Source organism: Acinetobacter sp. 1424608, assembly GCF_000588255.1.
Classification (GTDB): Bacteria; Pseudomonadota; Gammaproteobacteria; order Pseudomonadales; family Moraxellaceae; genus Acinetobacter; species Acinetobacter nosocomialis.
This window is the reverse complement of record NZ_JFXL01000012.1, coordinates 67,808-94,588: the sequence shown is the minus strand read 5'-3', so window position 1 is coordinate 94,588 and position 26,781 is coordinate 67,808. Positions and strand designations below refer to the sequence as shown.

25 protein-coding genes and 1 pseudogene are annotated in these 26,781 nt (G+C 40.1%); 10 read left to right on the top strand and 16 right to left on the bottom strand.

Features of this window, described 5'->3' with window-relative positions; translation table 11 throughout:
- Nucleotide 1: 1 nt before the first annotated feature.
- The 5 genes from panB to mazG form a co-directional block, all read right to left on the bottom strand.
- A complete protein-coding gene (gene panB / locus J678_RS16355; protein ID WP_000624763.1) occupies nt 2–811 on the bottom strand; it encodes a 3-methyl-2-oxobutanoate hydroxymethyltransferase in 810 nt (269 codons plus the stop codon).
- Between the two features lie 45 nt (nt 812–856).
- Entirely contained in the window at nt 857–1,339 is a 483-nt protein-coding gene (gene folK / locus J678_RS16350; RefSeq protein WP_006581366.1) for a 2-amino-4-hydroxy-6-hydroxymethyldihydropteridine diphosphokinase, read from the bottom strand.
- A complete protein-coding gene (gene pcnB, locus J678_RS16345) occupies nt 1,336–2,799 on the bottom strand; it encodes a polynucleotide adenylyltransferase PcnB (RefSeq protein ID WP_017393490.1) in 1,464 nt (487 codons plus the stop codon). The genes folK and pcnB overlap by 4 nt, the downstream gene beginning before the upstream one ends.
- 124 nt (nt 2,800–2,923) lie before the next feature.
- Nucleotides 2,924–3,334, bottom strand: coding sequence for a ComEA family DNA-binding protein (locus tag J678_RS16340; RefSeq protein ID WP_002041921.1), 411 nt, complete (start codon nt 3,332–3,334; stop codon nt 2,924–2,926).
- Nucleotides 3,303–4,109 (bottom strand): nucleoside triphosphate pyrophosphohydrolase, encoded by an 807-nt coding sequence (gene mazG, locus J678_RS16335; RefSeq protein WP_031956009.1) that lies wholly within the window; start codon nt 4,107–4,109, stop codon nt 3,303–3,305. The genes J678_RS16340 and mazG overlap by 32 nt, the downstream gene beginning before the upstream one ends.
- Before the next feature lie 111 nt (nt 4,110–4,220).
- On the opposite strand from mazG, the gene J678_RS16330 reads away from it, so the two are divergent.
- Entirely contained in the window at nt 4,221–4,994 is a 774-nt protein-coding gene (locus J678_RS16330; RefSeq protein ID WP_017393491.1) for an SDR family oxidoreductase, read from the top strand.
- Nucleotides 4,995–5,038: 44 nt separating this feature from the next.
- Here J678_RS16330 and J678_RS16325 read toward each other — a convergent pair whose 3' ends face one another.
- The 4 genes from J678_RS16325 to cysM are packed head-to-tail and all read right to left on the bottom strand — an operon-like array spanning nt 5,039 to nt 10,540.
- Complete coding sequence (locus J678_RS16325; protein WP_002054537.1) at nt 5,039–7,345, bottom strand: RelA/SpoT family protein; 2,307 nt, start codon at nt 7,343–7,345, stop codon at nt 5,039–5,041.
- Between the two features lie 30 nt (nt 7,346–7,375).
- The gene (gene rlmD / locus J678_RS16320) at nt 7,376–8,767 is read right to left on the bottom strand and encodes a 23S rRNA (uracil(1939)-C(5))-methyltransferase RlmD (RefSeq protein WP_017393492.1); all 1,392 of its coding nucleotides are present in this window, start codon (nt 8,765–8,767) and stop codon (nt 7,376–7,378) included.
- Between the two features lie 9 nt (nt 8,768–8,776).
- The gene (locus J678_RS16315; RefSeq protein WP_004710576.1) at nt 8,777–9,595 is read right to left on the bottom strand and encodes a 3'-5' exonuclease; all 819 of its coding nucleotides are present in this window, start codon (nt 9,593–9,595) and stop codon (nt 8,777–8,779) included.
- A 12-nt stretch (nt 9,596–9,607) separates the two neighbouring features.
- Nucleotides 9,608–10,540: a cysteine synthase CysM gene (gene cysM / locus J678_RS16310; RefSeq protein ID WP_002054567.1), complete on the bottom strand. Its 933-nt coding sequence runs from the start codon at nt 10,538–10,540 to the stop codon at nt 9,608–9,610.
- Between the two features lie 172 nt (nt 10,541–10,712).
- On the opposite strand from cysM, the gene J678_RS16305 reads away from it, so the two are divergent.
- The 6 genes from J678_RS16305 (at nt 10,713) to J678_RS16280 (ending at nt 17,636) form a co-directional block, all read left to right on the top strand.
- Complete coding sequence (locus J678_RS16305) at nt 10,713–13,520, top strand: ATP-binding protein (protein WP_017393493.1); 2,808 nt, start codon at nt 10,713–10,715, stop codon at nt 13,518–13,520.
- Between the two features lie 97 nt (nt 13,521–13,617).
- Nucleotides 13,618–14,406 carry a crotonase/enoyl-CoA hydratase family protein gene (locus J678_RS16300; RefSeq protein WP_016803787.1) on the top strand — a complete coding sequence of 263 codons (789 nt, stop codon included), beginning with the start codon at nt 13,618–13,620 and terminating at the stop codon, nt 14,404–14,406.
- 11 nt (nt 14,407–14,417) lie between these two features.
- Nucleotides 14,418–15,284: an NAD(P)-dependent oxidoreductase gene (locus tag J678_RS16295; protein WP_017393494.1), complete on the top strand. Its 867-nt coding sequence runs from the start codon at nt 14,418–14,420 to the stop codon at nt 15,282–15,284.
- 16 nt (nt 15,285–15,300) lie between these two features.
- The gene (locus J678_RS16290) at nt 15,301–16,095 is read left to right on the top strand and encodes a hydroxypyruvate isomerase family protein (protein WP_017393495.1); all 795 of its coding nucleotides are present in this window, start codon (nt 15,301–15,303) and stop codon (nt 16,093–16,095) included.
- A gap of 81 nt (nt 16,096–16,176) precedes the next feature.
- Entirely contained in the window at nt 16,177–16,578 is a 402-nt protein-coding gene (rsfS, locus tag J678_RS16285) for a ribosome silencing factor (protein WP_001047580.1), read from the top strand.
- 236 nt (nt 16,579–16,814) lie between these two features.
- Entirely contained in the window at nt 16,815–17,636 is an 822-nt protein-coding gene (locus J678_RS16280) for an SDR family NAD(P)-dependent oxidoreductase (protein WP_017393496.1), read from the top strand.
- Nucleotides 17,637–17,687: 51 nt separating this feature from the next.
- On the opposite strand, the gene J678_RS16275 is transcribed toward J678_RS16280, so the two are convergent.
- The 3 genes from J678_RS16275 to J678_RS16265 are packed head-to-tail and all read right to left on the bottom strand — an operon-like array spanning nt 17,688 to nt 20,608.
- Nucleotides 17,688–19,142, bottom strand: a complete 1,455-nt coding sequence (locus J678_RS16275; RefSeq protein WP_000394402.1) for an NAD(P)(+) transhydrogenase (Re/Si-specific) subunit beta — start codon at nt 19,140–19,142, stop codon at nt 17,688–17,690.
- A gap of 12 nt (nt 19,143–19,154) precedes the next feature.
- Nucleotides 19,155–19,469 (bottom strand): proton-translocating transhydrogenase family protein, encoded by a 315-nt coding sequence (locus J678_RS16270; RefSeq protein WP_000230434.1) that lies wholly within the window; start codon nt 19,467–19,469, stop codon nt 19,155–19,157.
- A gap of 11 nt (nt 19,470–19,480) precedes the next feature.
- Nucleotides 19,481–20,608: a Re/Si-specific NAD(P)(+) transhydrogenase subunit alpha gene (locus tag J678_RS16265; protein WP_004883185.1), complete on the bottom strand. Its 1,128-nt coding sequence runs from the start codon at nt 20,606–20,608 to the stop codon at nt 19,481–19,483.
- 239 nt (nt 20,609–20,847) lie between these two features.
- Between J678_RS16265 and J678_RS16260 the strand changes: the two genes are divergently transcribed.
- The 3 genes from J678_RS16260 (at nt 20,848) to J678_RS16250 (ending at nt 23,459) form a co-directional block, all read left to right on the top strand.
- Nucleotides 20,848–21,774 (top strand): DMT family transporter, encoded by a 927-nt coding sequence (locus J678_RS16260; RefSeq protein ID WP_004883187.1) that lies wholly within the window; start codon nt 20,848–20,850, stop codon nt 21,772–21,774.
- 68 nt (nt 21,775–21,842) lie between these two features.
- Nucleotides 21,843–22,250, top strand: coding sequence for a RidA family protein (locus J678_RS16255; protein ID WP_004883190.1), 408 nt, complete (start codon nt 21,843–21,845; stop codon nt 22,248–22,250).
- 18 nt (nt 22,251–22,268) lie between these two features.
- Nucleotides 22,269–23,459 carry an MFS transporter gene (locus J678_RS16250; RefSeq protein WP_017393497.1) on the top strand — a complete coding sequence of 397 codons (1,191 nt, stop codon included), beginning with the start codon at nt 22,269–22,271 and terminating at the stop codon, nt 23,457–23,459.
- A gap of 321 nt (nt 23,460–23,780) precedes the next feature.
- Here the strand turns inward: J678_RS16250 and J678_RS16245 are convergent.
- From J678_RS16245 to arsB, 4 genes and pseudogenes are all read right to left on the bottom strand, one after another.
- Nucleotides 23,781–23,951 (bottom strand): annotated as a pseudogene (locus tag J678_RS16245) (NAD(P)-binding protein); the annotation flags it as partial.
- A gap of 104 nt (nt 23,952–24,055) precedes the next feature.
- Nucleotides 24,056–25,009: a thioredoxin-disulfide reductase gene (gene trxB, locus J678_RS16240; protein ID WP_001191832.1), complete on the bottom strand. Its 954-nt coding sequence runs from the start codon at nt 25,007–25,009 to the stop codon at nt 24,056–24,058.
- Between the two features lie 18 nt (nt 25,010–25,027).
- Nucleotides 25,028–25,732, bottom strand: coding sequence for an arsenical resistance protein ArsH (gene arsH, locus J678_RS16235; RefSeq protein ID WP_001052988.1), 705 nt, complete (start codon nt 25,730–25,732; stop codon nt 25,028–25,030).
- Between the two features lie 4 nt (nt 25,733–25,736).
- Nucleotides 25,737–26,777 (bottom strand): ACR3 family arsenite efflux transporter, encoded by a 1,041-nt coding sequence (gene arsB / locus J678_RS16230; protein WP_000068658.1) that lies wholly within the window; start codon nt 26,775–26,777, stop codon nt 25,737–25,739.
- Nucleotides 26,778–26,781: the final 4 nt, after the last annotated feature.

Sequence of the window (26,781 nt, the reverse complement as noted above, 5' to 3'; positions counted from 1 at the left end):
ATTACAGCTCAACTTGGAAAGTATGTTCTTTGGCTGGGAACGACTGATCCTGTACAGCAGCATGAAACGCTTTAAAAGCATCCAAAATCGCTGTTTCACCAGATTGCTCTTTCATAAAGTTACGTACAAAACGCGCAACTCGACCAAAAGTTAAACCTAACATGTCTTGTACTACAAGTACCTGACCATCAGTTGCATTACCTGCCCCAATACCAATCACAGGAGTATTCGGGAATAATTCAGCAATTTCTTGACCCAATTGTGCCGGAACGCACTCGAGCAATAAAACTGCCGCGCCCGCTTCAACCACCGCCGTACAGTCAGCAATAAGTTGATCAGCTGCTTCACGGGTTCTAGCTTGTAGTTTGTAGCCACCAAAAACATGTACAGACTGAGGGGTTAAACCTAAATGTACGCATACAGGCACACCATTACGTGTTAACACCTGTACAGTTTCACTTAGCCATGCGCCACCTTCGATTTTGATCATCTGCGCACCAGCTTGCATAACTGTTTTCGCATTCTGCAAAGCATCGTTTAAAGTGGCATAACTCATAAATGGTAAATCAGTCATAATTAAAGCATGCTGGTTACCACGGCGCACTGCCGCTGTATGATAAGCCATGTCTTCAACAGTTACAGGTAAAGTTGAATCACGACCTTGAATTGCCATTCCAAGAGAATCACCAATTAAGATAGTATCAATTTCAGCAAGTTCCATTGCTTTTGCCATACTTGCATCGTAACAAGTTAGACAAGAGAACTTACGTCCTTCGGCTTTAAATTTTCTTAAGTCACTTAGACTAATCATGATGGTATCCTCTACAGGAGTTTGCAGAACGTAATAAGTCAGACTTTAAGCCCAAGACTCATCAGCAAGTACAGTCAGCGTTGGCTGCTGTAAGAGTTCTAAATTCTTAAGTGGCTGATCATTGATATGTAAATCAGCGTCTAAATCTAATAAAGGAATCACAACAAAATCTCGTTGCATTATTCCTACATGCGGCACCGTTAAGCGCTCATTTTGTATTTTTTCATCGCCATAAATCAGCAGGTCTAGGTCCAAAGTTCGCTCCCCCCAATGACGGAGTCTTACTCGCCCAGCTTCTTGCTCAAAACGCTGTAAATGATCGAGTAAGTCAAGCGGAAGTAACTCAGTTTTTAGCTGAGCTACTGCATTTAGATAATTGGGTTGATCTTGGGGACCCATTGGTGGGCTTTGGTACAGTTTGGATACCTTCACTTCACCAATAGTTTTAAGCTTGGCTATCGCTTCAGACAAAATCTGACGTGAGTCACCTAGGTTACTTCCTAAGCCAATATATGTGGTTACTGTCATTGTGTCGGCCCAAAAATAACTTGGCTCAAATCACGTTGTACCCGCTTGCGCTTTAAAATTGGGTGATCGCTCGTCATATTGGTTTGTGATGTGGAAGATTTTTCCATAAAACGATCGACAGACTGCTCTTGTCGTGCACGTTCTTTTTTACCACGACGGCTTCGAGGCTCTGGAACATCAACCAAAGGCTCAATTTCCGTATCAAATTTATTGCTTTCAACAGGTTCAGCAGCAACCTTACGACGACTTTTCGCCTTCTGACGATTATATTGGCTAATCGCAGCTTCTTTTTCGTCGTTTGACATTTCTTGGTAAGCTTCCCACCAGCTTCCCATTCCCTGTGTTGTGTCATCACCTGACTTTTCACGAAGTAATAAGAAATCAAATCCAGCGCGGAAACGAGCATGGCTTGCCAATGCTTCAATTTGCTGTGGTTTTGGATTAAGCAAACGGGTTTGCATTTCCCAAACTTCACGAATAAAAGTTTCGGCAAAACGAGGAATAACTGTGCGTGTTGCTTGACGTTTTAAAACATCCAAACCTGCTTGAGCACGTGCTTCGGCCGGAACAACGCCTTTTGATAAATAAAAATCACAACGCTCTAAAAATGGCTGCCACAATAAAACCGCATAGAAAAATGCCGGATTAATCGTTTTACCCACTTGAATACGTTGATCAGTATTTTTTGCTGCACGTTGAATAAATGGAGTGAGATCCGGACGAATATCAGCAAAAAGCTGTTTCCACACGCCAAAGTCAATCAACATTGGTAATACGCGTGCCAAATGCCCCATTGTGAAAAGCTTTTGAGACTCATCATATAAACGGTGTGGTGAAACATCACGAAGTAATTGCGTCATCTCAACATCAAAAATGTCGAGAATTGCCGGATCAATTTTAAAGTTGAGCTTAGCTGCAAAACGTAATGTCCGAAGCATACGCACCGGATCTTCTTCAAAACGTTGCACAGGATCGCCCAATAAACGTAAAGTCTTATTCTTGACATCATCAATTGCTTTACAAAAATCGAGCACAATATCCTTACGCGGCTGGTAGTACAGAGTATTGATAGAAAAATCGCGTCGAGCAAAGTCCTGTTCGATGGTTCCCCAGTTGTTGTCACGTAAAATCATGCCCGAAGCACTGGTCACCGCTTTTTTAGGAGGAGCACGGAAAGTGGCAACTTCGATTAGCTCACGTCCTGAATAGACATGTGCCAATTCAAATCGACGGCCAATAATTCGGCATCGACGGCCAAAAACTTCTTTAATTTGAGAAGGTGTTGCATTGGTGACTGCATCGAAATCTTTAGGATTGAGTCCTAGCATTAAATCACGGACACCACCCCCAACAATATAAGCTTCATAGCCTGCTTTAGTCAGACTATCGATCACATCTAAAATCGAAGAAGGAAGTTGGGCTGTGGACAAACCACATTTTGACGCTCGCAAGGTTTGCAAAAGACGCTGTCTCCTACGTCAGGACGTAAATAACAAGTTGTCGCTAATCATAGCTCTAACACACACAAAGGGCAATTTGATTCTCTTAGATTGCGCAGGAAATGATAATTGACGAATAGAACTTTTATAAGGCTAAACGCGATTTATTTTTTTCAAAAATAGCTGGTCCAATTCCTTTAACGTTTTTAATTTCGTCAATATTTTTAAAGCTACCGTTCTTTTGTCTGTATTCTACAATCGCTTGAGCCTTTTTCTCACCTATACCTTTTAACTGCTGAAACTCATTTACATTCGCCTGATTCAAATGAATTTGCCCTGTAGAGTCATTAAAATTTTTAGTTTGAGAAATTTTAGAACCATTAGAATGAGAAGACTTAGTGATGTTTAACTTTTGGTCATACATCTGTTGTTTAGCCTTCCATTCTTGAAAGTTTTGATCAAAAGATTGTGCGTAAACCGAAGGTGAAATTACTCCCAAGCACAAAATTATTAAAACAAAATACTTATTTTTCCAAAATCTCATGCTGTATTGCATGTGGTTTTTCCCCTGATTTTAATTGTCGTTTTGCCTGATTCCACAATTCATCCATTTCGGACAAGGTCATGTCTTCCAATGTTCTTTGCTGTTTTATGGCTTGCTCTTCAATAATAGCAAAACGACTTCTAAATTTATGTATGGTTGATAAAAGTGAACTTTCACTTGAAATGCCAAGTTTACGTCCTACATTGACTAATGAAAACAGGCAGTCTCCAAATTCATCTTGAATTTCATTACTATTTTGATTTTTAAGTGCCTGTTTAAACTCATCTAATTCTTCTTCTAATTTTGTATAAGCATCTTCTACCGTTTCAAAATCAAACCCAACTTTTGCGACATTTTTTTGAATTTCCTGCGCTTGAGATAGTGCTGGTCCATGTTTAATTTCATCTAATCTTGATTGTGGTTTGCCTTGCTTTTCTTGTTGTTTAATTTGTTTCCATAACTCACTTACTTGTTCTGGTGTTAAGTTGTTAAATTGGTCTGCTTGAAAAACGTGCGGATGACGTCGTACTAATTTTTCACTAATTGCCTCAACCACATCTTGAAAATTGAACGCCCCCTGCTCGCTAAACATTTGCGATTGAAATACCACTTGTAATAACAGATCACCCAATTCATTCCGAATTTCATTAATGTCACCTTGACGAATGGCAGCCTCAACTTCATATGCTTCTTCAATCGCATATTTAGTCAGTGACATTGGAGTTTGCTCTTGGTCCCACGGACATTTTTCACGTAGCTCTTGCATAATTTTAAGCAATTTATCCATGTAACCCTCAAGTTCAAAAAATTGGTCAGTAACTTTAAAATCTTAATTTGCTATGATCAAAATTAAAGCGGCAAATCATTCGTCATATTGTAACGATAAAGAGAAAAAAAGATGAAACATAGCATTCTGATTAGTGGCGCAGCTCAAGGTATTGGAGCAGAAATTGCATGGGTATTTTATCAGCGGGGTTATAAAGTCGGCATTTATGACATTAATGAGTCGCTTGCTCAAAATTTAGCGCAGGAATTAGGACCGAATGCATGCGCAGGCTATCTAGATGTCAGTGACTACAGTCAGTGGCAACATATATTAAAAGAATTTACCGACTGGGCTGGCGAGCTTAATATTTTGGTGAATAACGCAGGGATTTTATATTCCGGAGCCTTTGAAAATATCGATATCAAGTCACACCAAAGAACAATCAATATTAATGTAAACGGTGTAATCAATGGCTGCCATGCTGCACTCCCTTATTTAAAGCAAGCTTCTTTTGCACGAGTGATTAATCTCTCTTCAGCTTCTGCAATTTACGGACAAGCTGACCTCATTTCTTATTCGGCCAGTAAGTTTGCAGTTCGAGGAATTACCGAAGGTTTAGATGTAGAATGGAAAAAATACGGTATTCGTGTTTTAGATGTGATGCCTTTATTTGTACAAACCGCAATGGTCAACAATATGGATGCAGGTAGTATTCAAAACATGGGAGTCGATTTAACGCCTAATGATATTGCTCAACAGGTGCTTTCACTTGTCGAGAAAAAAGCTCATTTCTGGACACCGACTCACACTCCAGTTGGTATAAAAACCAAACTGCTTTATCAACTATCAACAATAAGCCCACAGTTTCTAAATCGTTTAACTAATATTTATTTATCGAGAAAGTAGCTTATAAAAAAGGCCGTCAATTGACGGCCTTTTTCTCAATTTAGTTAAACACCTTGAATCATGCGTCGTGCGCTAATAATCCCCGGTTGTTGCTCTAAACGAGCTAACAAACGTGAAAGCTGAGCCAAGCCTTTCACCTCAATGAGCAACTTCATATTAGCAATACCATCTGCCTCAGAAATTGTGTTCACCTGACGAATATTAATCTGGTCAGAGAAAATCACTTGGGTTAAATCTTTGAGTAAGCCACGACGATCATAAGCCTCAACTACAATTTGAACACTTTGACCACGAGTTGGCTGCATCTCCCAATCCGCTTCAACAGCACGTTCTGGCTCTTGCTTGATCATACGTTGATAATCAGAACACAAGACTTTATGAATACTTACCCCACGGTTCAACGTGATATAACCGGCAATTGATTCACCATGAACTGGTTGGCAACACTGCGCAATATGTAGCTCAACATTGTCTAAACCATCAATTAAGATGCCATGCGCAGACAGAGTATGGCTGGCACGTGGGTTTAATGTTGGTTTAAGTACCAGTTCAGGCTCATCCTGATCCAGATGCATTTGACGATTAATCTGATTAATCAAGGCATGCAAGCTGATATCACCGCTGACCAGACTAACTAAAATATCATCCCCTGTTTTCACATTAAAATGTGATGAGTAGTCGTTCAGGTCGATACTCTTAGGGTGAATCGCCAATCGAGACAATTCTTTGTTTAATAACTCACGGCCAACTTCAAGGTTCTTGCTACGATCTTGCTGTCTGAACCAATGACGTAGTTTGTCACGTGCACGAGCTGTCTTGATATAACCTAAAGAGTTCACCAACCAGTCACGGTTAGGCTCACGATCTTTTTTGGTTAAAATCTCAACCTGCTCACCTGTTTTTAGCGTATAGGTTAATGGTACATAGCGCTGGTTAACACGCGCTGCATAACACTTGTTTCCAACCTCTGTATGCACATGGTAAGCAAAGTCTAAAACTGTTGAGCCACGTGGTAGTTCTTTAATATCACCATCACGGCTAAAGACATAAATCTTTTCAAAACCTTCAAAGTCTTGAAGCTGATCAAAACCTTCCGTCTCATCTTCATTTTGATGTACTGTTGTTTCATTACGTTCTTGGTAATGTTCCAAAACAGCACGAAGCGAATGCAAACGATGGTTAAAAGAGTGGTCGGTATTCTTTGAACCTTCTTTATAGTTAAAGTGCGAACATACCCCTAACTCTGCTTCGTCATGCATCTCATGAGTACGAATTTGTACTTCTAAAGATTTATTCTCAGCAATAACAGCAGTATGTAATGAGCGATAACCATTGGCTTTCGGGTTGGTAATATAGTCATCAAACTGGTGTGGAATATGGCGCCAGATTTGATGAACAATACCTAATGAGTGATAACACTCTGGCACGCTATTGACTAACACACGTAAGGCACGAATGTCATAAAGCTGATCGAAACTCAGATTTTTACTTTTCATTTTTCGATAAATCGAATAAATGTGTTTTGCTCGACCTGTAATTTCCGCCTCAATACCGTAAGATGCTAATTCATTTTTTAAGCGATCGATTACGAACTGAATATAGTGTTCGCGCTCAAGACGCTTTTCATTGAGTAATGAAGCAATCTCTTTATAACGGTCTGGTGCCAAATAACGAAAGGCTAAATCTTCTAGTTCCCACTTAAGCTGTGCAATACCAAGGCGATGCGCTAATGGCGAATAAATAGTTAGAATTTCACGCGCTACACGCTCTTGACGCTCACGTGACGAGTTGGCCAACTCACGTAAAGAATAAGTACGCTCAGCTAACTTAATTAAAACAACACGGACATCTTCAGTCACTGAAATCAGCATTTTATAAATGCCGCTTAAATGTTCCCTCTGGTTGTTATTAAAATGGTCTTCTAGTCGTTTATTTTTTTCAATGAGTTCTGAAAGCTTACCCATTGCCAAAGTACCTTTGACAAGGTTATAGACTTGCTCACCAAACTTGCGCTTTACTTCTTCTATATCAGTAATGTCTTCACGAACACTACGATAAAGCATTGCAGCAGATAAAGTATCTTCGTCTACATGTAAATGCGCCAGAATATCCGCCATTCCAACACCAGTAGCAAATGTATTGGAACGATGATTAACCGTTGAATCTAACTCTTTTTGCAGGGTTAAATGCGCAACCTCTTCGAGTTGTTTAAGCTCTGCCCCATCTAATATTTCACGAACCCGATCCAACCATGAGGCTAAACCGACTTGTGTTTCGGCGGCATGCTCTACAGTCGTTTCCTCTGACAACTCAGTTAGTTGTTCAGGTAACTGTTCACGTACTGTGACCATACCATTCTCCTGGATATGTAACTCATGTTTTTAATCGTTTATCTCTTGAATTTTTTCAAATAAAGCAATTGATTCAACATGTTCTGTGTGCGTAAACATGTCCATAACCGCTGCTTTTTTTAACTTGTATCCATGTTGAGCCAAAACACCCGCATCCCTTGCTAGTGTTGCTGGATTACATGATACATAAACGATTCTTTTTGCTCCAAAGTTTGGTACATACTGCATAATTTCATATGCACCAGCACGAGGAGGATCAATCAATAATGCATCAAATCCTTGATTTGCCCAAGAATGATGCGAAAAATCTTTTGTTAAATCTTGTGAAAAGAAGCTTGCTTGCACCAGATTATTGCACTTGGCATTATCCGTTGCTCGCTGCACCATTTCTTCACTTGCTTCCACACCAACAACTTGTCCATTTGCACCAACACATCGTGCAAGTGGAAGCGAAAAATTACCTAATCCGCAAAACAGATCCAGTACTCTTTCACCCTGCTGCAATTGAAGCAATTCACATGCCAATTGCACCATTTGTTCATTTACTGTGCCATTGACCTGCGTAAAATCCAATGGCGAAAAAGCAAAATTTACTTCAAATGCATTTAAAGTATAATGTAATCGCATAGCGCCTTGCTCTTCATCAATACGACGAAGACTTTCGGGACCTTTAGGTTGCAAATACAACTGCCAGCCTTTGTGTAACGCGAATTGTCTTAATTGGTTGACATCAGAATTGTTTAATTTTTCTACATGGCGAACCAATAAAGAAATTTCATCATCACCTTTTGCTAATTCTACATGACCAATATGCGCTTTGCCTTTTAGACTTTGGAGTAAAGTACGCAATTCTGGCAGACTATCTGATAATTTTTTGTCCAAAACACTACAGGTATGGATAGAAGTTAAACGATTACTATGATGCTCACGGAAACCTAAAATCAAACGGTCCTGTTTTGGCAAATAGCGCACACCAATACGCGCTCGACGGCGATAATCACTTTGTAAAGATCGAATTGGCTCTAACCACTGTTCAGGTTGAATACCCGCAAAGTGTTGTAAATGTGACTGGAGTACATTTTGCTTTAAGCGAATTTGCTCATCTGGATGAATGTGCTGCATGCTACAGCCGCCACAAATACCATAATGAGGACAAACAGCCTCTACGCGATTTGACGAAGGTTCTGCTAAAAGCTCAATCATTTCAGCTTCTTCAAGGCGCTTAGCCTCATGCGTAATTTGAGCCTTTACTGTTTCTCCAGGCAACGCATAACGGATAAATACCTTTTTACCATGCTTATCTGCCGGATGATCCGGATGAGAACCATAGTGCGCAATTCCTCGCCCCTCATGAGAAAGAGTTTCAACCTGAAAAATATATTCAGGTTGCTGAGCTTTGCGAGATTTGGCTTGCTGTTTCAAAGAATGAACCTAAAAATCTAAAGGATTAAAATAGTGGGATGTAAAGTCGGTATGTTTCGACGTACGTTGCCACACTTCAAGAAAATCGGCCTGCTGAGGCATAGTCTGTAAATATTCAATACTAGAACTAATCCAATGATTATGTTCATCTACATTGATTTGACCTTTAAGTAACAACCAACGCAAATAAATAAACCAAGTATTGAGTACATCACCCTCACAATAACTGGTTAACTTTAACCATTGCTGAGCACGTACATATTCAGGAACATGATACCCCGATTCACCACGCTTACCTGGTAAACCTAAAATACAGGCAACCTCATCAAGTTTCTGGAAATTACGGCCATTAAACATTGCCATCACATCCATTAAATCAATATGACGGTGGTGATAACGGTTTTGGTAATTATTAAAACGCTTCTGGCTATCAAGCTCACCTTGATCGAACAAGCCCGGTGCAGAAAGACCATGATACATGGCACGGAACAAGATAACCGGCAAATCAAATTGTGAGCCATTCCAACTCACCAAAGTGGGATGGCGCTTGTCAAAAATAGATAGAAATTTCTGTAAAATTTCAGCTTCTGAATAGTGCTCTCGACTAAAAGAAAACAGTCTAAAGCCCGATTCATCAATCCATAAACCAGAGATACAAACGATTTCATGCAATGGCAAACGCTGAAAATCCATACCTGATTCTTGGCGGCGGATTTTTGTGAGTGCCTGTTCAACATCTGCCTCTGGCAAATCAAGATGATATAAATGCGCTCCCGCTTTTAAATCAGTTAAAGTTTCAATGTCAAAAACTAAAGTTGGGAAACGCATTCTTTCTCTCAATTATGAGTTATCGTCCTGTACTGAGAACAAACCTGTAGACAAGTAGCGGTCGCCACGGTCACAGATAATGCAAACAATAACAGCTTCTGGATTTTCTTCTGCAATCTTAATTGATGCCCAAACTGCACCACCTGAAGATGTACCTGCACTGATACCTTCCATACGAGCCAGTTTACGCATGGTTTTTTCCGCCTCAATTTGAGGAATATCAATAATTCGGTCTACACGACTGCTATCAAAAATTGTTGGTAAGTATTCTTTTGGCCAGCGGCGAATACCGGCAATACTTGAACCGTCTGCTGGTTGTAAGCCCACAATCTGAATGTCTGGATTTTGTTCTTTTAAATACTTAGAAACACCCATAATGGTACCGGTTGTACCCATTGAGCTTACAAAGTGAGTAATTTTACCACCCGTTTGCTTCCAGATTTCAGGACCTGTCGTCAGGTAATGAGCTTCAACATTATCAGGATTACCAAACTGGTTTAAAACATGACCTTTGCCGTCTTTTTCCATTTGCAAAGCTAAATCACGTGCGCCTTCCATACCTTGCTGTGGAGTCACTTCTATCAGCTCTGCGCCATAAGCTAACATCGCATCTTTGCGTTCTTGGCTCATGTTATTTGGCATGATAAGTTTCATTTTATAGCCGCGCATTGCCGCAACCATAGCCAAAGCAATACCTGTATTGCCGCTAGTTGCTTCAATTAACGTATCACCCGGTTTAATTTGACCACGCTTTTCTGCCTGCATAATCATGTTATATGCAGGGCGATCTTTTACAGAACCTGCCGGATTATTACCTTCCAATTTTGCTAAAACCGTTGCCTGCGTGTGACAAGCCAAGCGCTGCAAACGGACTAGAGGTGTTTTACCTACATAGTGATCTAACAAAAATTCGTCGGCTAAAAAATCAGGTTGTGTATTACTCATGATCAACACCTAAATCGGGGTGGCACTATTGTATGAAAAAATGATCGGTACTGCACCCATTTCACTATGCTTTTTAATTAAAGTGATTAAAGCCCAGTCAGTTATAAAATGCCGTCTGTTTTAAAATAAAGCGTGATAATATGCCCTACAGAGAGATCAATCCGATGTAGCCATGTCTAATTTCAATAAAACCTTATCGAAACGCTTACGTCTGAATCATGCATATGGGCAACTGATTGCTCTTATTTTTGTGCCCATGATGATTTTAACCGGTGTTGGTGCTTTTCTGGTTTTAACTGAAACATCTTACTCTTCAAAACAACAGCAACTGCATCATGCCTCAGCTATTCTGGCGCGTTATAATCAAATCGCTAAAGATCTCTATACATTAGTAGAGCTGAAACCTGATGAATATGACCATGCTCAACATATTATGCAAAGCATGTTCAGTGAAAAAAATCTCAAGCGTGCTGCTTTAATTGACAGTAATGGTCAGACTTACTTAAGTGTAGGCTATCGAGATAATCGTTATTGGCCTAACTTTACGCAAAACAATAGTTTTTTTGGCCCGATCTCTTATAACAATAACAATATTTATGGGGTTCGCATCAGCAATATCACAGGTAAAACCCCTGTCTGGCTAGTGATTGAAATGGATAATCAACCACTAGAATTAGCACTTTATCGTATTCTGATCGCTTTAGTTATTACGAGTTTAATGACGCTGCTCTTACTTTTGCTCTGTCTAAATTTCTTCTCTCGTCGCTGGGTTGCACCAATGTACGAAATTCGGATGCAACTACAGCGACTCAATGCAGACACATTAGATCAGCATATGGTCATTAACAGTACGGGTGAATTACGCTTACTCCAACGTGATATCGCAAGTGTGGTGAAAAGACTACATTTTAGTTTTTTAGAGCTTAAAGAACACACCGAACAAACCGAAGAAGATTTACGTAGAACATTAGATACCCTCGAAGTTCAAAACATTACTTACCGTCAAGCACGTGACCAAGCGATTTCATCAAATCAGGCAAAATCAGTTTTCCTTGCCAATATCAGTCATGAGCTTCGTACACCACTTAACAGTATTGATGGCTTTATTCATTTATTACTACGCCAACAAAATCTAAGTAATGAACAAAACCTCTATTTACAGACTATTCGCAAGTCCTCTGCCCATTTATTAGCATTAATTAACGATGTATTAGATTTCTCAAAAATTGATGCAGGGAAATTAGAGCTTGAGACAGCACCGTTTGATTTAGAAGAAGCTATTTTCGATGTGATGGATATGTTGTCACCTTTGGCTGCGCAAAAGCATATAGCCATGGCATTTTATTATGCAGACAACATTCCTCAAGAAGTCATTGGAGATGCTTTACGGTTTAAGCAAATCTTGACCAACCTAATTTCAAATGCCATCAAGTTCACGCCAGACGGAGAAATTATTGTTCGTGTCCGTATGGAACATGATGACATTGGTCAATGTTTGCTGCATTTTAGCGTTCAAGATAGTGGTATTGGTTTGAGTGGTACTGACCGTAAAAAGTTATTTGAGTCGTTTTCACAAGGTGATGCATCTGTTACCCGTCAATTTGGTGGTACAGGCTTAGGCCTTGCAATTTCCAAACAACTGGTTCATCTCATGCATGGACAAATTGGTTTTGAAGATAACCAAGAACGTGCACCAACAGAAAAAGGTTCAACATTCTGGTTTACTGCACAGTTTGCTGTAGATGAAGAGCATGAGATAGAACACCCTCACTTCGAACACTTACAAGTGGTGTCTTATTTAGCACACCCTGCAACGGCAAGTGTTTTACGATACTATCTTGAAAATTACCAAGTTCCACACATTGAAACTCAATCAATTCTGGACTTGTTTAGCCGCCTAAAACACCTCGATCAGAAAGACAATACATGGCTTATTGTTGATCATAGTGGCGATACAGAAGCTCTGCTTAAAGAAATTCGTAGCCGCTATCAGGGCAACTTAGCAGTTTACGGCTATCAAATGACCCTTGAGCCAAACATGCTCACTGAATATCGTGCTCGCCCACTTTACCAACCATTAAGCCGTAGCGGACTCATTCAATTATTAAGTGACCAACCTATTTTTGAAGAGGAACAACAAGACTTTAATGGTCAGGGTTTAGATATTTTAGCGGTCGATGACCATTTACCGAACTTAATTGTTTTAGAAGCATTGTTAGGTGAGTTAAATGTTAAAACCACTAAAGCCTTAAGTGGACAAGAAGCGCTGAATATCATCCAAGAACGCATTGACCAAAAACTCAAACCGTTTGATTTGGTGTTTATGGATATTCAAATGCCAGTTATGTCAGGCATTGATACCACACGTGCGATCCGATCTTTAGAATCCACTTTAGATGGAGAAATGCAACTTCCAATTATTGCGCTAACAGCCCATGCCCTTGCTGATGAAAAACAAAAGCTTCTGAAAGTTGGTATGAATGACTATGTCACCAAACCAATTCAAATGGAGCAAATCATTCAGATTTTAACGCAATGGACTAAAAACAATTTCACTGCACAAGCTTTAGATAAAGATCACCATGTTGTTACCGAGGCACTCGACCCAGAAATATTAAACTGGCAACAAAGCCTACAATTGGCTGCAAATAAAGAAGATCTTGCCCAAGACTTATTGAAAATGTTGGTAGACAGTTTCCCAACCGAGCTAGGTGAAATGCAGCAACTCATTGAGCTTGAAGACTTTCCTCAACTCGAACATGTGTTGCACCGCCTCTATGGTGCAACTCGCTATGTAGGCACACCAAAGCTTCAACAAGTTACTGGTGACTTCGAGCAATTCGTTTCAACATTACGTAAAGAGCGTCGCAGAGCTGACGATGGCTTCATTGAAGAAGTCATGAGACGTTTCGATGAATTAGGTCTTGTCATTAAAGAAGTTGAGAGTGCAGCTCATCAAATCTTAGTTATACCGGACTAAACAAGAACCTGTAAAAAAGGCATGACTGACCTGTCATGTTTCCAATTTCAAGCCATGTTATGCTCCGCTTATCGATAAAAAAATAAGCGGGAATTTCATGGCACTTTTACGTATTGAAAAAAATAATGGTATTGCAACAGTTTATCTAAACCGTCCTGATAAACGTAATGCCATGAGTTTTGCCCTCCTCAAAGAACTCGTTTCAACGGCTAAAGCCATACAAAAAGACCGAGATATCCGCTGTGTAATTTTGACTGGCGAAGCACAAGTATTTAGTGCTGGTATTGATTTATCTGACCTTAACAACCCTAAGAACTCCGCATTTGCGATTTGGGAACTTGTGAAGCCGGGACAAAGCCTTTTCCAGAAAGCGTTTCTGATTTGGCAGAACTTACCTGTACCTGTGATTGCAGCACTTGAAGGTTATTGCTTTGGAGCAGGAATGCAACTTGCGCTGGCTGCCGATATTCGTATTGCCCACCCAGAGACAAAAATGTCGATTATGGAAAGTCGCTGGGGACTAGTACCTGACATGGGACTTACCCGCTCACTCAAAGGTTTGATAGGTGTTGACCTTGCCAAAGAACTCACCTTAACTGCCCGTGTGTTTGACGGAAACTATGCAAAAGATATTGGTCTTGTAACTCATCTAAGCGAGAACCCTTTAGAAAAAGCGAATGCAATTGCCTCAGAAATGCTACAACGTTCACCTGATGCATTGACTGCTGCAAAACGTGTATTAGATGCAATGGAGCACCAGCCAGAAAAATCATTGCGTCTAGAAAAAATCTGGCAACTTAAATTATTACTTGGTAAAAATAGCAAACTTGCTCGTAAAAAAGACAAACATCCGGAAGTTAAATTTTTACCACGCCAATATAGATAAGAGCTTTGAAGATGAATTTTGATCGTAATACACCTATAGCTTTTTTAGGTATAGGACTTATGGGAAGCCGTATGGCTAGTCGCCTTATTCAAGCTGGTTTTCAAGTTGCTGTCTGGAACAGAACAGCATCTGCTTGTGAAGAACTTATCGATATTGGCGCACATGCTCTCGATCTTTCAAACATCGGACAATACCCTATAGTTTTAACTTGCCTAGCTGACGATAAAGCTGTGCAAGCCGTATTTGAGCAAATTCAGCCTCATTTAAAAGCAAATCAAGTTATTGTCGATTTCTCAAGCCTGTCTGTTGCTGCAACAAAAGCACTTGCTCAGGGTGCTGCTTCACAAGATGTGATATGGATTGACTCCCCTGTTTCAGGCGGTACAGCCGGGGCAGAACAAGGCACGCTAGTCATTTTTGCAGGTGGAGATGCTCAAACTATTGAAGCTTTGAGTCCTGTTTACAATGTACTCTCTCAACGTGTAACACGTATGGGTGATACAGGTACGGGCCAAGCCACCAAAATTTGTAACCAACTCATTGTGGCAGCAAATAGTGCTCTTATTGCCGAAGCTGTAGCACTAGCAGACCACGCAGGTGTAGACACGACATTACTCGCTCCCGCCCTAGCAGGTGGATTTGCTGACTCAAAGCCTTTTCAAATACTTGCACCACGCATGGCAACTCATACTTTCGAGCCTATTCAGTGGAAAGTTCAAACATTATCCAAAGATCTTAACAACGCGGTAACATTGGCTAACAATGTTAATTTAGACATACCTGTTGCACAAAAAGCTCTATTACAGCTACAAACTCACCAAAAAAATGGCTTTGCTGAGAAAGATTTAGCTACTATCATTCAACTAGTAGAGCAATAATAAACGGAGTTTGTGTATGGGTCGTCTTGCCGTTAACTTATCCATGATTTTTACCGAAGTTTCTTTAATTGAACGCTTTGCATTAGCCCATGCAGAGGGCTTTGAACATGTAGAAATCCAATTCCCATACGAACTTTCCATTGCCGATATTCAAGACCAACTTGAACGTTACAACCTAAGTTTATGTTTAATTAATGTTCCTGCTGGCGATCTTATGCAAGGTGGAAATGGTTTAGCAGGCATACCTGGTCAAGAAGCAGCATTCCGTGAAGCACTAGAGTTAACTATTCGCTATGCCACTGCCTTAAAAGTGCCTCGAGTTAATATTTTGGCAGGTAAGCAACCTCAAGATTCTGACTTACTTCCTTGCCTTAAAACACTTGCAAGCAACTTAAAGCTAGCTTGTGATTTACTTACAGAACACGACATAGAACCTGTATTTGAAATGATTAATGGCACAGATATGCCACGCTTTTTAGTACAGAACATTGCCCAAGCCCAAGAGATGCTTGAAGCAGTCAACCACCCTGCTTTAAAAATGCAATATGACTGTTACCACATGGCGATGATGGGTGAAGATGTACTTGAAGGGTTACAAGAAAATATTCACCAGATTGGCCATATTCAGTTTGCAGACTGTCCTGGACGCCATGAACCCGATACGGCTCAAATCCCTTATGAGCAAATTTTTTCATGGATTAAACAAAGCACGTATGACGGTTACATTGCAGCAGAATATAAACCTAAAAACGGGTCAAATCAGTCATTTACATGGAAAAAGAAATATTTTTCCGATGACGTAAATATATAAACTGTTACTAGTTTTGTTTGAAATTCTGAGTAAAAACCACTATATTAGATAGTGAGTAATTGTCAGGAAAATATACCCTATATGAATTTAGAACCATCGCCCAGCGTGTCTAATTCTCACGATTTCGCAATGAACACCTCAAATAAAGACGTACAAGCTTGTCTCAAAGTCGTCCATGACGCTTTAGTTGATGTAAAAGCAAAAGATATTCTACAGTTAGATGTTAGTTCTATTAGCAACGTTGCGGATGCTATTGTCATTGCGAGTGGTACATCTACTCGTCACGTCAAAGCACTTGCTGACAATGTTGCAGAAGAAGCTCGAAAAGCTGGTTTCCGCCCGATTGGCGTTGAAGGCGAACGAGATGCCGAATGGATCTTAATTGATCTTGGTTTTGTTGTAGTACACGTGATGCTACCAACTGCCCGCAAATTCTATGATTTAGAAAGCTTATGGCGTACTGCCCCAGAGTCAGTCGCATAAAATTTTGCTTTTAAAAAAGCGGCTCTTTTGAGCCGCTTTTTGTTTATATAACTAATCAAAATTTTATTTAAAAAAACTATCTTTTATAGCCTCAGATATCCTCATCAAAGCTTCAACAGCACTTACGAGCTAGTCATCAATCTTACTTAAATTTGACATGACAAATTGTCAGAATTCCAGCACTATAACAATTCTTATAGTCTCATCAATAAATAGCATAACCGGAGCACTAAAAAGTGAAGATACTCATTACAGGCGCCAACACAGGTATTGGTTTTGCCACAGCAGAACAACTTGTACAACAAGGACAACATGTGATTTTGGCATGCCGAAATCCTCAAAAAGCACAAGAGGCACAAAACAAACTACGCTCACTCAACCAAGGACAAGTTGATATCGTTTCTCTTGATCTGAACAGTCTTGAGTTAACCAGAAAAGCTGCTGATGAAATTGCAGATAAATATGGCAGCCTTGATGTGCTTATTAATAATGCCGGGCTATTTGCAAAAACAAAACAGCTCACCGCAGATGGGTTTGAACAACAATTTGGCGTTAATTATTTAGGTCATTTCTTACTTACTCAAAAGTTACTTCCGGCTTTAAAACAGTCACCTAAAGCACGGATTATTCACCTTGCATCTATTGCCCATTGGGTTGGCTCAATTAAACCTAATAAATTTCGCGCAGAAGGTTTTTACAATCCCCTGTTCTATTATGGACAATCCAAGCTTGCAAACTTGCTCTTGAGCAATGCACTAGCTGAACGACTAGCAAACAGCTCAATTACCAATAATGCATTACACCCCGGTGGTGTTGCCTCCGATATTTATCGTGATTTACCAAAACCAGTTTATGCAGCCATGAAAGTAGGTTTAGTTCCAACGTCAGTTCCCGCAAAGCTCATTACAGAAATGGCGATTGGAGACTCATGGCAAAATCGCAATGGCGAATATGTCAGCGCGCATATGCCTGACTGGAAATCTTCATATGCAAAAAACCAGCAACTGGCACGCGACCTCTACCAACAATCAATGGACTTAGTAGAAAATTTTCTTTAAATCCCAAAAAGCAAAAAACCACCCGAAGGTGGTTTTTTGTATCAAAGCAACTTAGTGGCCTGTACCATTAATTGCTTTAGTCATATCTTCAACAACTTTCTTAGCATCACCAAAGATCATCATAGTTTTTTCGTTATAGAACAAGTCATTATCAAGACCTGCATAACCTGTTGCCATAGAGCGCTTAATCACCATGATTGTACGTGCTTTATGTGCTTCAAGAATCGGCATACCATAAATTGGTGAACCTGGGTCATCTTTTGCAGCAGGGTTCACAACGTCGTTTGCCCCAATAACAAGTACCACATCAGTTGCCGGGAAGTCAGAGTTAATCTCATCCATTTCCAAGATATCTTCATATGCTACGTCTGCCTCAGCAAGTAATACGTTCATATGACCAGGCATACGACCTGCAACCGGGTGAATTGCGAAACGAACACGAACACCTTGCTCTTTTAGAATTTCACACAGCTCTTTCACAGCATTTTGTGCACGACCTTGCGCCATACCATAACCCGGTACAATCACAACACTGTCTGCATTTGACATCAAGAAGCCAGCATCATCAGCAGAACCTGAACGGTAGTTACGTTGAACTTGCTCACCTTTGGCCGCTGTAGAAACTGCCGCACCACCCATTGCACCACCAAACAATACGTTGATGATTGAACGGTTCATTGCTTTACACATGATGTATGACAGAATCGCACCAGATGAACCTACAAGCGAACCCGCAACAATCAACATGTTATTTTCAAGGGTAAAACCAATACCTGCCGCTGCCCAACCAGAGAACGAGTTAAGAAGCGATACCACCACAGGCATATCACCACCACCTACCGGTGCAATCCATACCCAGCCAAATGCAAGTGCAAGTGCTGTCATTGCCCAGAAAGCAGTCATATTGCCAGTTGTAAAGAAGTAGAAACCACAAGCCAACATCGCAACAAAGATAAGCGCTTGAACAGGTTTAACCCATGCGCCAGAGATTGTTTTAGCCCATTTTTTCGCAGCCAATTTACCGTAAGCAAACACAGATGCTGTAAAGGTAATCGCACCAACGAAACAGCCCACAAACAATTCAAATAAATGAACTTTGCTCATGTGCGCATGTTGTACGCCAGCAGCTGTTAATGCCGCCTCGTTTTGAGCAAACAATGCTGTAAGCTGGTTGTTATGCAAAATTGCAGCAACTGCAATTAAAACTGCAGCCAAACCTACCAATGAGTGCATAAGTGCAACAGTTTCAGGCATTTGAGTCATTGGTACAGTACGTGCACGTGCAATACCCACAATCGCGCCAAGCACCATTGCACCGCCAATCATCCAGATCACTGGGTTGTTGGCAACAAAGAAGGTTGTTACAACTGCAATCGCCATTGCGATCATACCGTAACGGTTACCTTGAATTGCTGTTTTAGGACCAGATAGGCCGCGAAGCGTCAAGATAAAGAGAATTGCGCCTACAAGGTACAACCAGTTTGCATTTGCTTGAATAAATTCCATGTCAAAGCCCTCTTATTTCTTTTGCTTAGGCTTGAACATTTCCAACATGCGTGCAGTTACTGCGAAGCCGCCGAAAATATTAATGCTTGCCAAAAATACCGCAATCGCACCAAGTACGCTTACAACATTCACACTTTGAAATGCAACATTTGCATCTACACCAAGTACAGGCAGCCCGACTGTTTGCAACATCGCACCAACGACAATAATTGATGACAATGCGTTAGTTACCGCCATAAGTGGCGTATGTAAAGCTGGTGTAACACCCCAAACTACGTAATAACCTACGAAGATGGCAAGGACGAAAATTGTAATAGTTTCAACCATGAGAAATCTCCTTAACCACGCTTAAGCAGCACTTGACCGCCATGAGTGACCAATAGGGCTTTTTGGATTTCGTCTTCTTGATTAATCGCAAAGTTTTTCTCTTTGTCGAATAAAGTCTCTACGAAATTGAAAACGTTACGTGCATATAATGCAGAAGCTTCTGTCGCAACAGTGGCTGGAATATTTGGAATACCCAAAATTTTCACGCCATTTTCAGTCACAACAGTTTCGCCAACTTTAGAACCTTCAACGTTACCACCAGTTTCAACTGCCATATCTAAAATGACAGAGCCCGGCTTCATTTTGGCAACAGTTTCAGCTTTAATCAGACGCGGCGCATCACGACCCGGCAACAATGCTGTTGTAATCACGATATCGGCATTCGACACAGCTTTATCTACAATCGCAGCTTGGTCTTTGATGTATTGCTCACCCGGCATCCAGCCATAACCATTTTTTGCTGCATCTGCTGCACGTTGCTGTTCTTCTTCAGACATTGGTACGTCTAACCACTTACCACCTAAAGACTCAACTTGATCTTTAGCTGTTGGACGTAAATCTGTTGCTTCAACAACAGCACCCAAACGTTTTGCTGTAGCAATCGCTTGAAGGCCCGCAACCCCAACACCCATAATCACAACACGTGCTGGCTTTACAGTACCAGCAGCAGTCATCAGCATTGGGAACATGCGTTGATACTCGGCAGCTGCAAGCAAAACTGATTTATAACCAGCCAAGTTCGCCTGAGAAGACAACACATCCATGTTTTGTGCACGAGAAAGCGTACGAGGAAGCAATTCCAGAGCAAAAGCAGATACTTGCTGATTCGCAAACTGATCTAGCTCGGTATTACGATAAGGATCAAACATTGCTACAACAGCTGTATTTGCTGCAAGTTTTTGAATTTCCCCGCCTTGTGGCGCACGAACTTTCAAAATAATTTGACTACCCGTATAGGCATCATCCGTAATGGTTGCACCGACCTGTTCATAAGCACTGTCAATGTACGCAGCCTTTACACCAGCACCACGTTCAATCACAACGCTATGACCAGCGCTAATCAACTTCTTTACTGTCTCTGGCGTAGCAGCTACACGATTTTCACCGACGACAGTTTCGGTTGGGATTCCGATCTGCATGAGCGTTCCTCAAGCTAATTTCTCATTGTCAAAAACATTGCAACCCGCAATGTTTCCCCCATGTGTATTCTTTGTACAGAATTTGGATTCTAATTGAACTTTTTGAAAATACCACCCACTATTTATTTAATAAATACCCATATTTTGAACTGATGATTCACGATATTTGACTTGAGGTGTAATATAGGAAGATTTTTCTTTTTTTTGCAGACAATAGTCTCTCTTATACAGTCCTGTATATGAAAATTTCTTTATCTTCGTTTCAAATTGGGTCTTTTTTCGCGCTTTGTTCTGCTTTTCTATTCAGTACAAAAGCAATCTTTATTAAACAAACTTATGCCCTTTCTCCATTAGTAGACGGTACAGTCCTGATGGCTTTACGTATGCTAAGCGCCTTACCGTTCTTTCTATTAATTTGCTGGTTCAATAGGCATCATAATCAGGGCATAAAAAAGAAGGATTGGCTAATTTTAATTTTTGCCGGTCTATTAGGCTACTACTTTGCCAGCTGGCTTGATTTCATGGGCCTTATGTTTATTAGTGCTTCTTTAGAGCGAATTATCTTATTTTTATATCCAACACTTACCGTGATTGCATCAAGCCTGCTCTACAAACAAAAATTAGATATAAAAAGTTTAATCGCCATTTTTCTTAGTTATGGTGGAACCGTGCTAGTGATGCTCCAAGAACACAACAACGCACCAATTCAGGGCAATTTCTGGCTAGGAACAAGTTTTGTATTTGCAAGTGCTGTAGCATTTGCTGGTTATTTACTGTTAACCCCACCATTAATTAAAAAATTTGGTTCTTGGAATTTCACAGGCTTAGCGTTAACTGTGGCCTGTATTGGGGCATTAACACATTACATACTAAGTACTCCTCACCCTATTCAACTAATATTACAACTCCCCTCAAGTGTAATTTGGTATGGAGTCGGCTTAGGCTTTTTAGTCACTGTCTTACCCACCGTTATGCTCATACAAAGTATTGAACGTCTTGGTGCATCACAATCTGCAATGATTGCTTCAATTGGACCAGTTTTAACTATTTTACTTGCCGTTGTTTTCTTAAATGAACATCTTAATATGTGGCAATGGGTCGGTTGCCTACTCAATATTGTAGGGGTAATGATGATTACGCTTAGAAAGAAAAGACTAAAACATTAAATTCTCTTGACCTCAACTTAAGTTGAGGTTGGATACTCATCTAAATTTTACTGAAAGGTTGAGTTCCAATGAATAAAGAAACTTTTAGAATCATAAATCCCTCTACTTTATATAACCCAACACCAAATGCTTATAGCCATATTGCTGTAGTCCAAAATTTTAAAAATATTATTCATATTGCAGGACAAGGCGGTGAAGATTCGAAAGGGGAATTAAGCCCAAATTTTGAAGAACAAGCCACTCAAGTTTTTAATAACATTCAAAATGCATTAACAGCAGCAGAAGCAAAAATCTCAGATATTGCTGTTTTAAGGGTTTTAATTGTTGACCACTCAGATGAAAAACACCAAATTTTAATTAAAATCATGCAAAATCTATGGAAAAATCATCCTTTTCCAGCCTGTACGCTCATTCCTGTACCACGCCTTGCATTAGAGCGCATGCTCATTGAAGTTGAAGCAACAGCATACACCTAATAAAACCGAGAGAATATCATGTCTACCCCTGAAGATATCAGTCAAAATAAACCTTTGCTTTGGTTGATGGCAGCAGCATGTGGCTTATGTGCAGGTGTGAATTATTACTGTCAGCCTCTAATTCACTCTATTCAGCAAGAGTTTGCTGTAACTCAAGCACAAGCCGCTTTAACAGTGACATTTGCTCAGGTGTCTTATGCCCTTGGTCTACTCTTTATTGTTCCGATGGGTGACATCGTCAATAAAGCCAAAGCTATTCCGTTTTTGATGGTGCTTTGCGCAGTTGGTCTATTTACTTCTGCCTTTGCTGTTAACTTACCTATGCTCTGGATTGGTACAATTTTAGCGGGCTTGTTTTCTGTTGCAGCTCAAGTATTAATTCCATTAGCTACTATGACAGTCAAACCTGAAAAAACAGGCGAGATTATTGGTTTTTTAATGAGTGGCTTATTGGTCGGGATTTTACTCTCTACCAGTCTGGCCGGTTTATTTTCCAATCTTTTCCACTGGAAAGTCGTTTATGTGGTAAGCGGCGTATTAATGCTATTACTGGCATTTACTTTAAAAAGCCGTCTACCTTACGTCTTGCGTATGAAAATGAATTATGGGCAAATTTTTGTTTCCATGGCTCAGCTTTTAAAGCACGAAAAGCGACTATTACTAAGAGCGCTTACAGGTGCTTTCGCCTTTGCAGCAGTAAGTACTTTATATTCTACTATCGCCTTACTACTGACCTCAGCACACCATTTACCAGATCTATTTATCGGACTCGTTCCTCTAGTTGGTATTTTTGGTGCATTATCAACCCGCTATATTGGTAAATACGCCGACCAAGGCTACACAAAATTACTTACTTGGATGGGCTGTGGACTATTCTTAGTCAGTTGGGTTTGTTTCTACTTTGGACAAACTCTACTTTCTACATATGTCATTGGGTTTGCGTTAATTCAATTAGCACTCGCGCTCGTTCACACCAGTAACCAAAGTATTATTTTCCGTCTACGTCCAGATGCTAAATCCCGTATTAATGCCATCTATATGACCACTTACTTTATTGGTGGCGCAGCTGGTTCGGCATTAGGAATTTTTGCCTGGAATCATGGTGGATGGACCATGACTTGCCTTGCAGGGGTTGGACTCGTTCTGTTTTGTATTTTATTTAGTGTGATTGATGCTTTCTTACAAAAAAAGCAGTTGGCTCACTCATAAGGTAATTTGTTAAAAATCATCTTTCTACATTCACCATAAGGGCGGTTATAAATTACGCGATTAAATGTCTCTGTCGATTCAGAGCTAAACCCCGTATAATGCTGCCCTTTCTTTAATTTAGCGACTTTTGGGTCTATTGATTATGCAATCACTTCAATCGTTACAACCTCGTATTTCAGTTGCCCCAATGATGGATAGGATCAACTAAAATAAAATATCATTTATTATTAAAAACTTAGAAACAAAAATAAAATTCATGGTGTAAATTTAGTGTAAAAATTTAATTACTGAAAAATAATTTAAAAATCCAGCCCATTTATGAGAAAAAAGACGTAAAGACTCCCAAGCATGTAACCATGCACCACCTGCCTGATTTTGGTCATCTAAAATCACAAATGGAATTTTCTTACGTTTTAAAAAATAGGCTGTAGCAAGAGCTGCTTGTCCACCACCAATAATGACTACATCTACTTCAGCTTGTAATTGAGACAAATTATCTCTCCCTCTTCTTTATTGTCATAAACAAAATCAAAAGCCCAGCCTGTTTAACAGACTGGGCTTATTTCTTAAAACTTTCAAGTGATTGAATTAGCTTTTCAATCGTTCAATTGATCTAGATATTTTTCAGCATCTAGAGCAGCCATACAGCCTGACCCAGCTGAAGTAATCGCTTGACGATAAATGCTGTCAGCGACGTCACCAGCAGCAAAAACACCAGCTACAGAAGTTGCTGTTGCATTACCAGAAGTACCGCTTTGTACTTGGATATAGCCATCACGTAAGTTTAATTGACCATCAAACATTCCAGTATTTGGTTTGTGGCCAATTGCAACGAATAGACCATGAACCTCTACGTCTTGCTTAGACTCATCTTGAGTTGATTTAAGGCGAACACTTGTTACACCAGTATTGTCACCCAATACTTCTTCAACTTCGTGATTCCAGATAATGCTGATTTTGCCTTCTTTTTCTTTAGCAAATAAATGATCTTGCAAAATCTTTTCAGAACGTAAGCTATCACGGCGGTGTACTAGCGTTACATGTGAAGCAATATTTGATAAATAAAGCGCTTCTTCAACAGCAGTGTTACCACCACCTACAACCATTACTTTTTGGTTTTTGTAGAAGAAACCATCACATGTTGCACATGCGCTTACGCCTTGTCCCATAAAGTTTTGTTCAGACTCTAGGCCAAGATATTGAGCTGTAGCACCAGTTGCAATAATCAAAGCATCACATGTGTACTCTTCCATATCACCTTTTAGAACAAAAGGACGTACGTTTAAGTCCACTTCGTTAATATGGTCATAGACGAGTTCTGTACCAAAGCGTTCAGCATGTGCTTGCATACGATCCATTAATGCAGGACCAGTTAAACCTTCAGGATCGCCCGGCCAGTTGTCAACTTCGGTTGTTGTTGTAAGTTGCCCACCTAGTTGTAAACCCGCAATTAAAGTAGGTTTAAGGTTTGCACGCGCTGCATAGACAGCTGCACTATAGCCCGCAGGGCCAGAACCGAGAATTATCAGACGTGAATGTCTACTTTGCATTTAGTTCTCTCCAATGTGTTACAGACTACGCTGGTTAACACGTTTAGATAATTCTTCAGCAGATTCTTTACGCTCAGAATATCGATCAGTTAGATACAGGCTTTGTCCACGCGTAAGTAATGTAAACTTATAGAGTTCTTCCATCACATCTACTATACGATCGTAATAAGAAGATGCTTTCATACGTCCATCTTCTTCAAACTCTAAAAAGGCTTTAGGAATTGAAGATTGATTCGGGATTGTAATCATCCGCATCCAGCGCCCCAAAATACGCATCTGGTTAACGCTATTAAAAGATTGTGAACCACCACTAACTTGCATAAGTGCTAAAGTTTTACCTTGCGTCGCACGTATTGCACCACCAGCCAAAGGAATCCAGTCGATTTGGGATTTAAAAATAGAACTCATAGAACCATGACGCTCAGGTGAACACCAAACCATACCCTCTGACCAAGCCAAAAGTTCATGCAATTCTTTTACTTTTGGATGTTCAGTATCGGCATCTTCTGGCAAAGGCAATCCTTTCGGATGAAAGATTTTCACCTCAGCACCAAACTCCTCCAAGATTCGTCCTGCTTCCATCACCGCTAAACGACTATAAGAACGTTCACGATTCGAGCCATATAACAATAAGATGCGTGGTGCATGATCCAGTGCTTTAGCTTGAACTTTCTCTAAAGTAGGTCGATCAAGAAGATTCATATCAACATTTGGGAGATTCATAGATTTACACCGATTCAAAATACTTTTTTCTTAGCCATAAAGAGACACTGACCAAAGCAATCAAAACTGGTACTTCAACTAATGGCCCAATGACTGTAGTAAATGCCACAGGCGATGCTAAACCAAAGGTTGCAATGGCTACAGCCAGTGCTAACTCAAAATTATTACCCGCAGCAGTAAATGAAATTGCTGTAGTTTTTGGGTAGTCATTACCCATCCACTTACTCATAAAGAAACTAATGAAGAACATTACGATAAAGTAAATTGTTAATGGAATCGCAATTCGAATTACATCCAAAGGCAGACTCACTACATCTCCACCTTTGAGACTAAACATAGCAACAATAGTAAACAGTAATGCCAATAGACTTAATGGACTGATCTTCGGTAAAAAGACATTTTGGTACCACTCTAAGCCTTTGGCGTTGACTAAGATCAAACGGGTCAAGAAACCAAGAAAAAAAGGAATACCCAAGTAAATTAATACCGCGTGGGTAATCGTCCAAAAATCCACATTGATTACTTGCCCAGCAATACCAAAATAAGGTGGTAAGAAGGTAAGAAATAACCAAGCATAAGTACTAAAGAACAAAATCTGAAAGATACTATTGAATGCAACCAATGCTGCTACATATTGGTTATCGCCGCAGGCTAAACCATTCCAAACTAAAACCATTGCAATACAACGAGCTAATCCGATCAGGATTAGTCCAGTCATATACTCTGGATAGCTATGCAAAAAAATAATTGCTAATGCAAACATTAATACAGGAGCAATAATCCAGTTCTGTACTAAAGACAAAGTTAATGTTCTTTTGTCTTTAAATACTTGTGGTAGAGCTGCATAGTCCACTTTGGCTAACGGTGGATACATCATCAGAATCAAACCAATCGCAATTGGAATATTGACAGAATCCACACTCATTTTGTCTAAAGTAACGGAAGCTTGAGGTAAGAAGACACCTATCGCAATCCCCAACCCCATCGCAATGAAAATCCATAGCGTCAGGTTACGATCTAAAAATGACAGTCTTTGTTGAGCCATGATT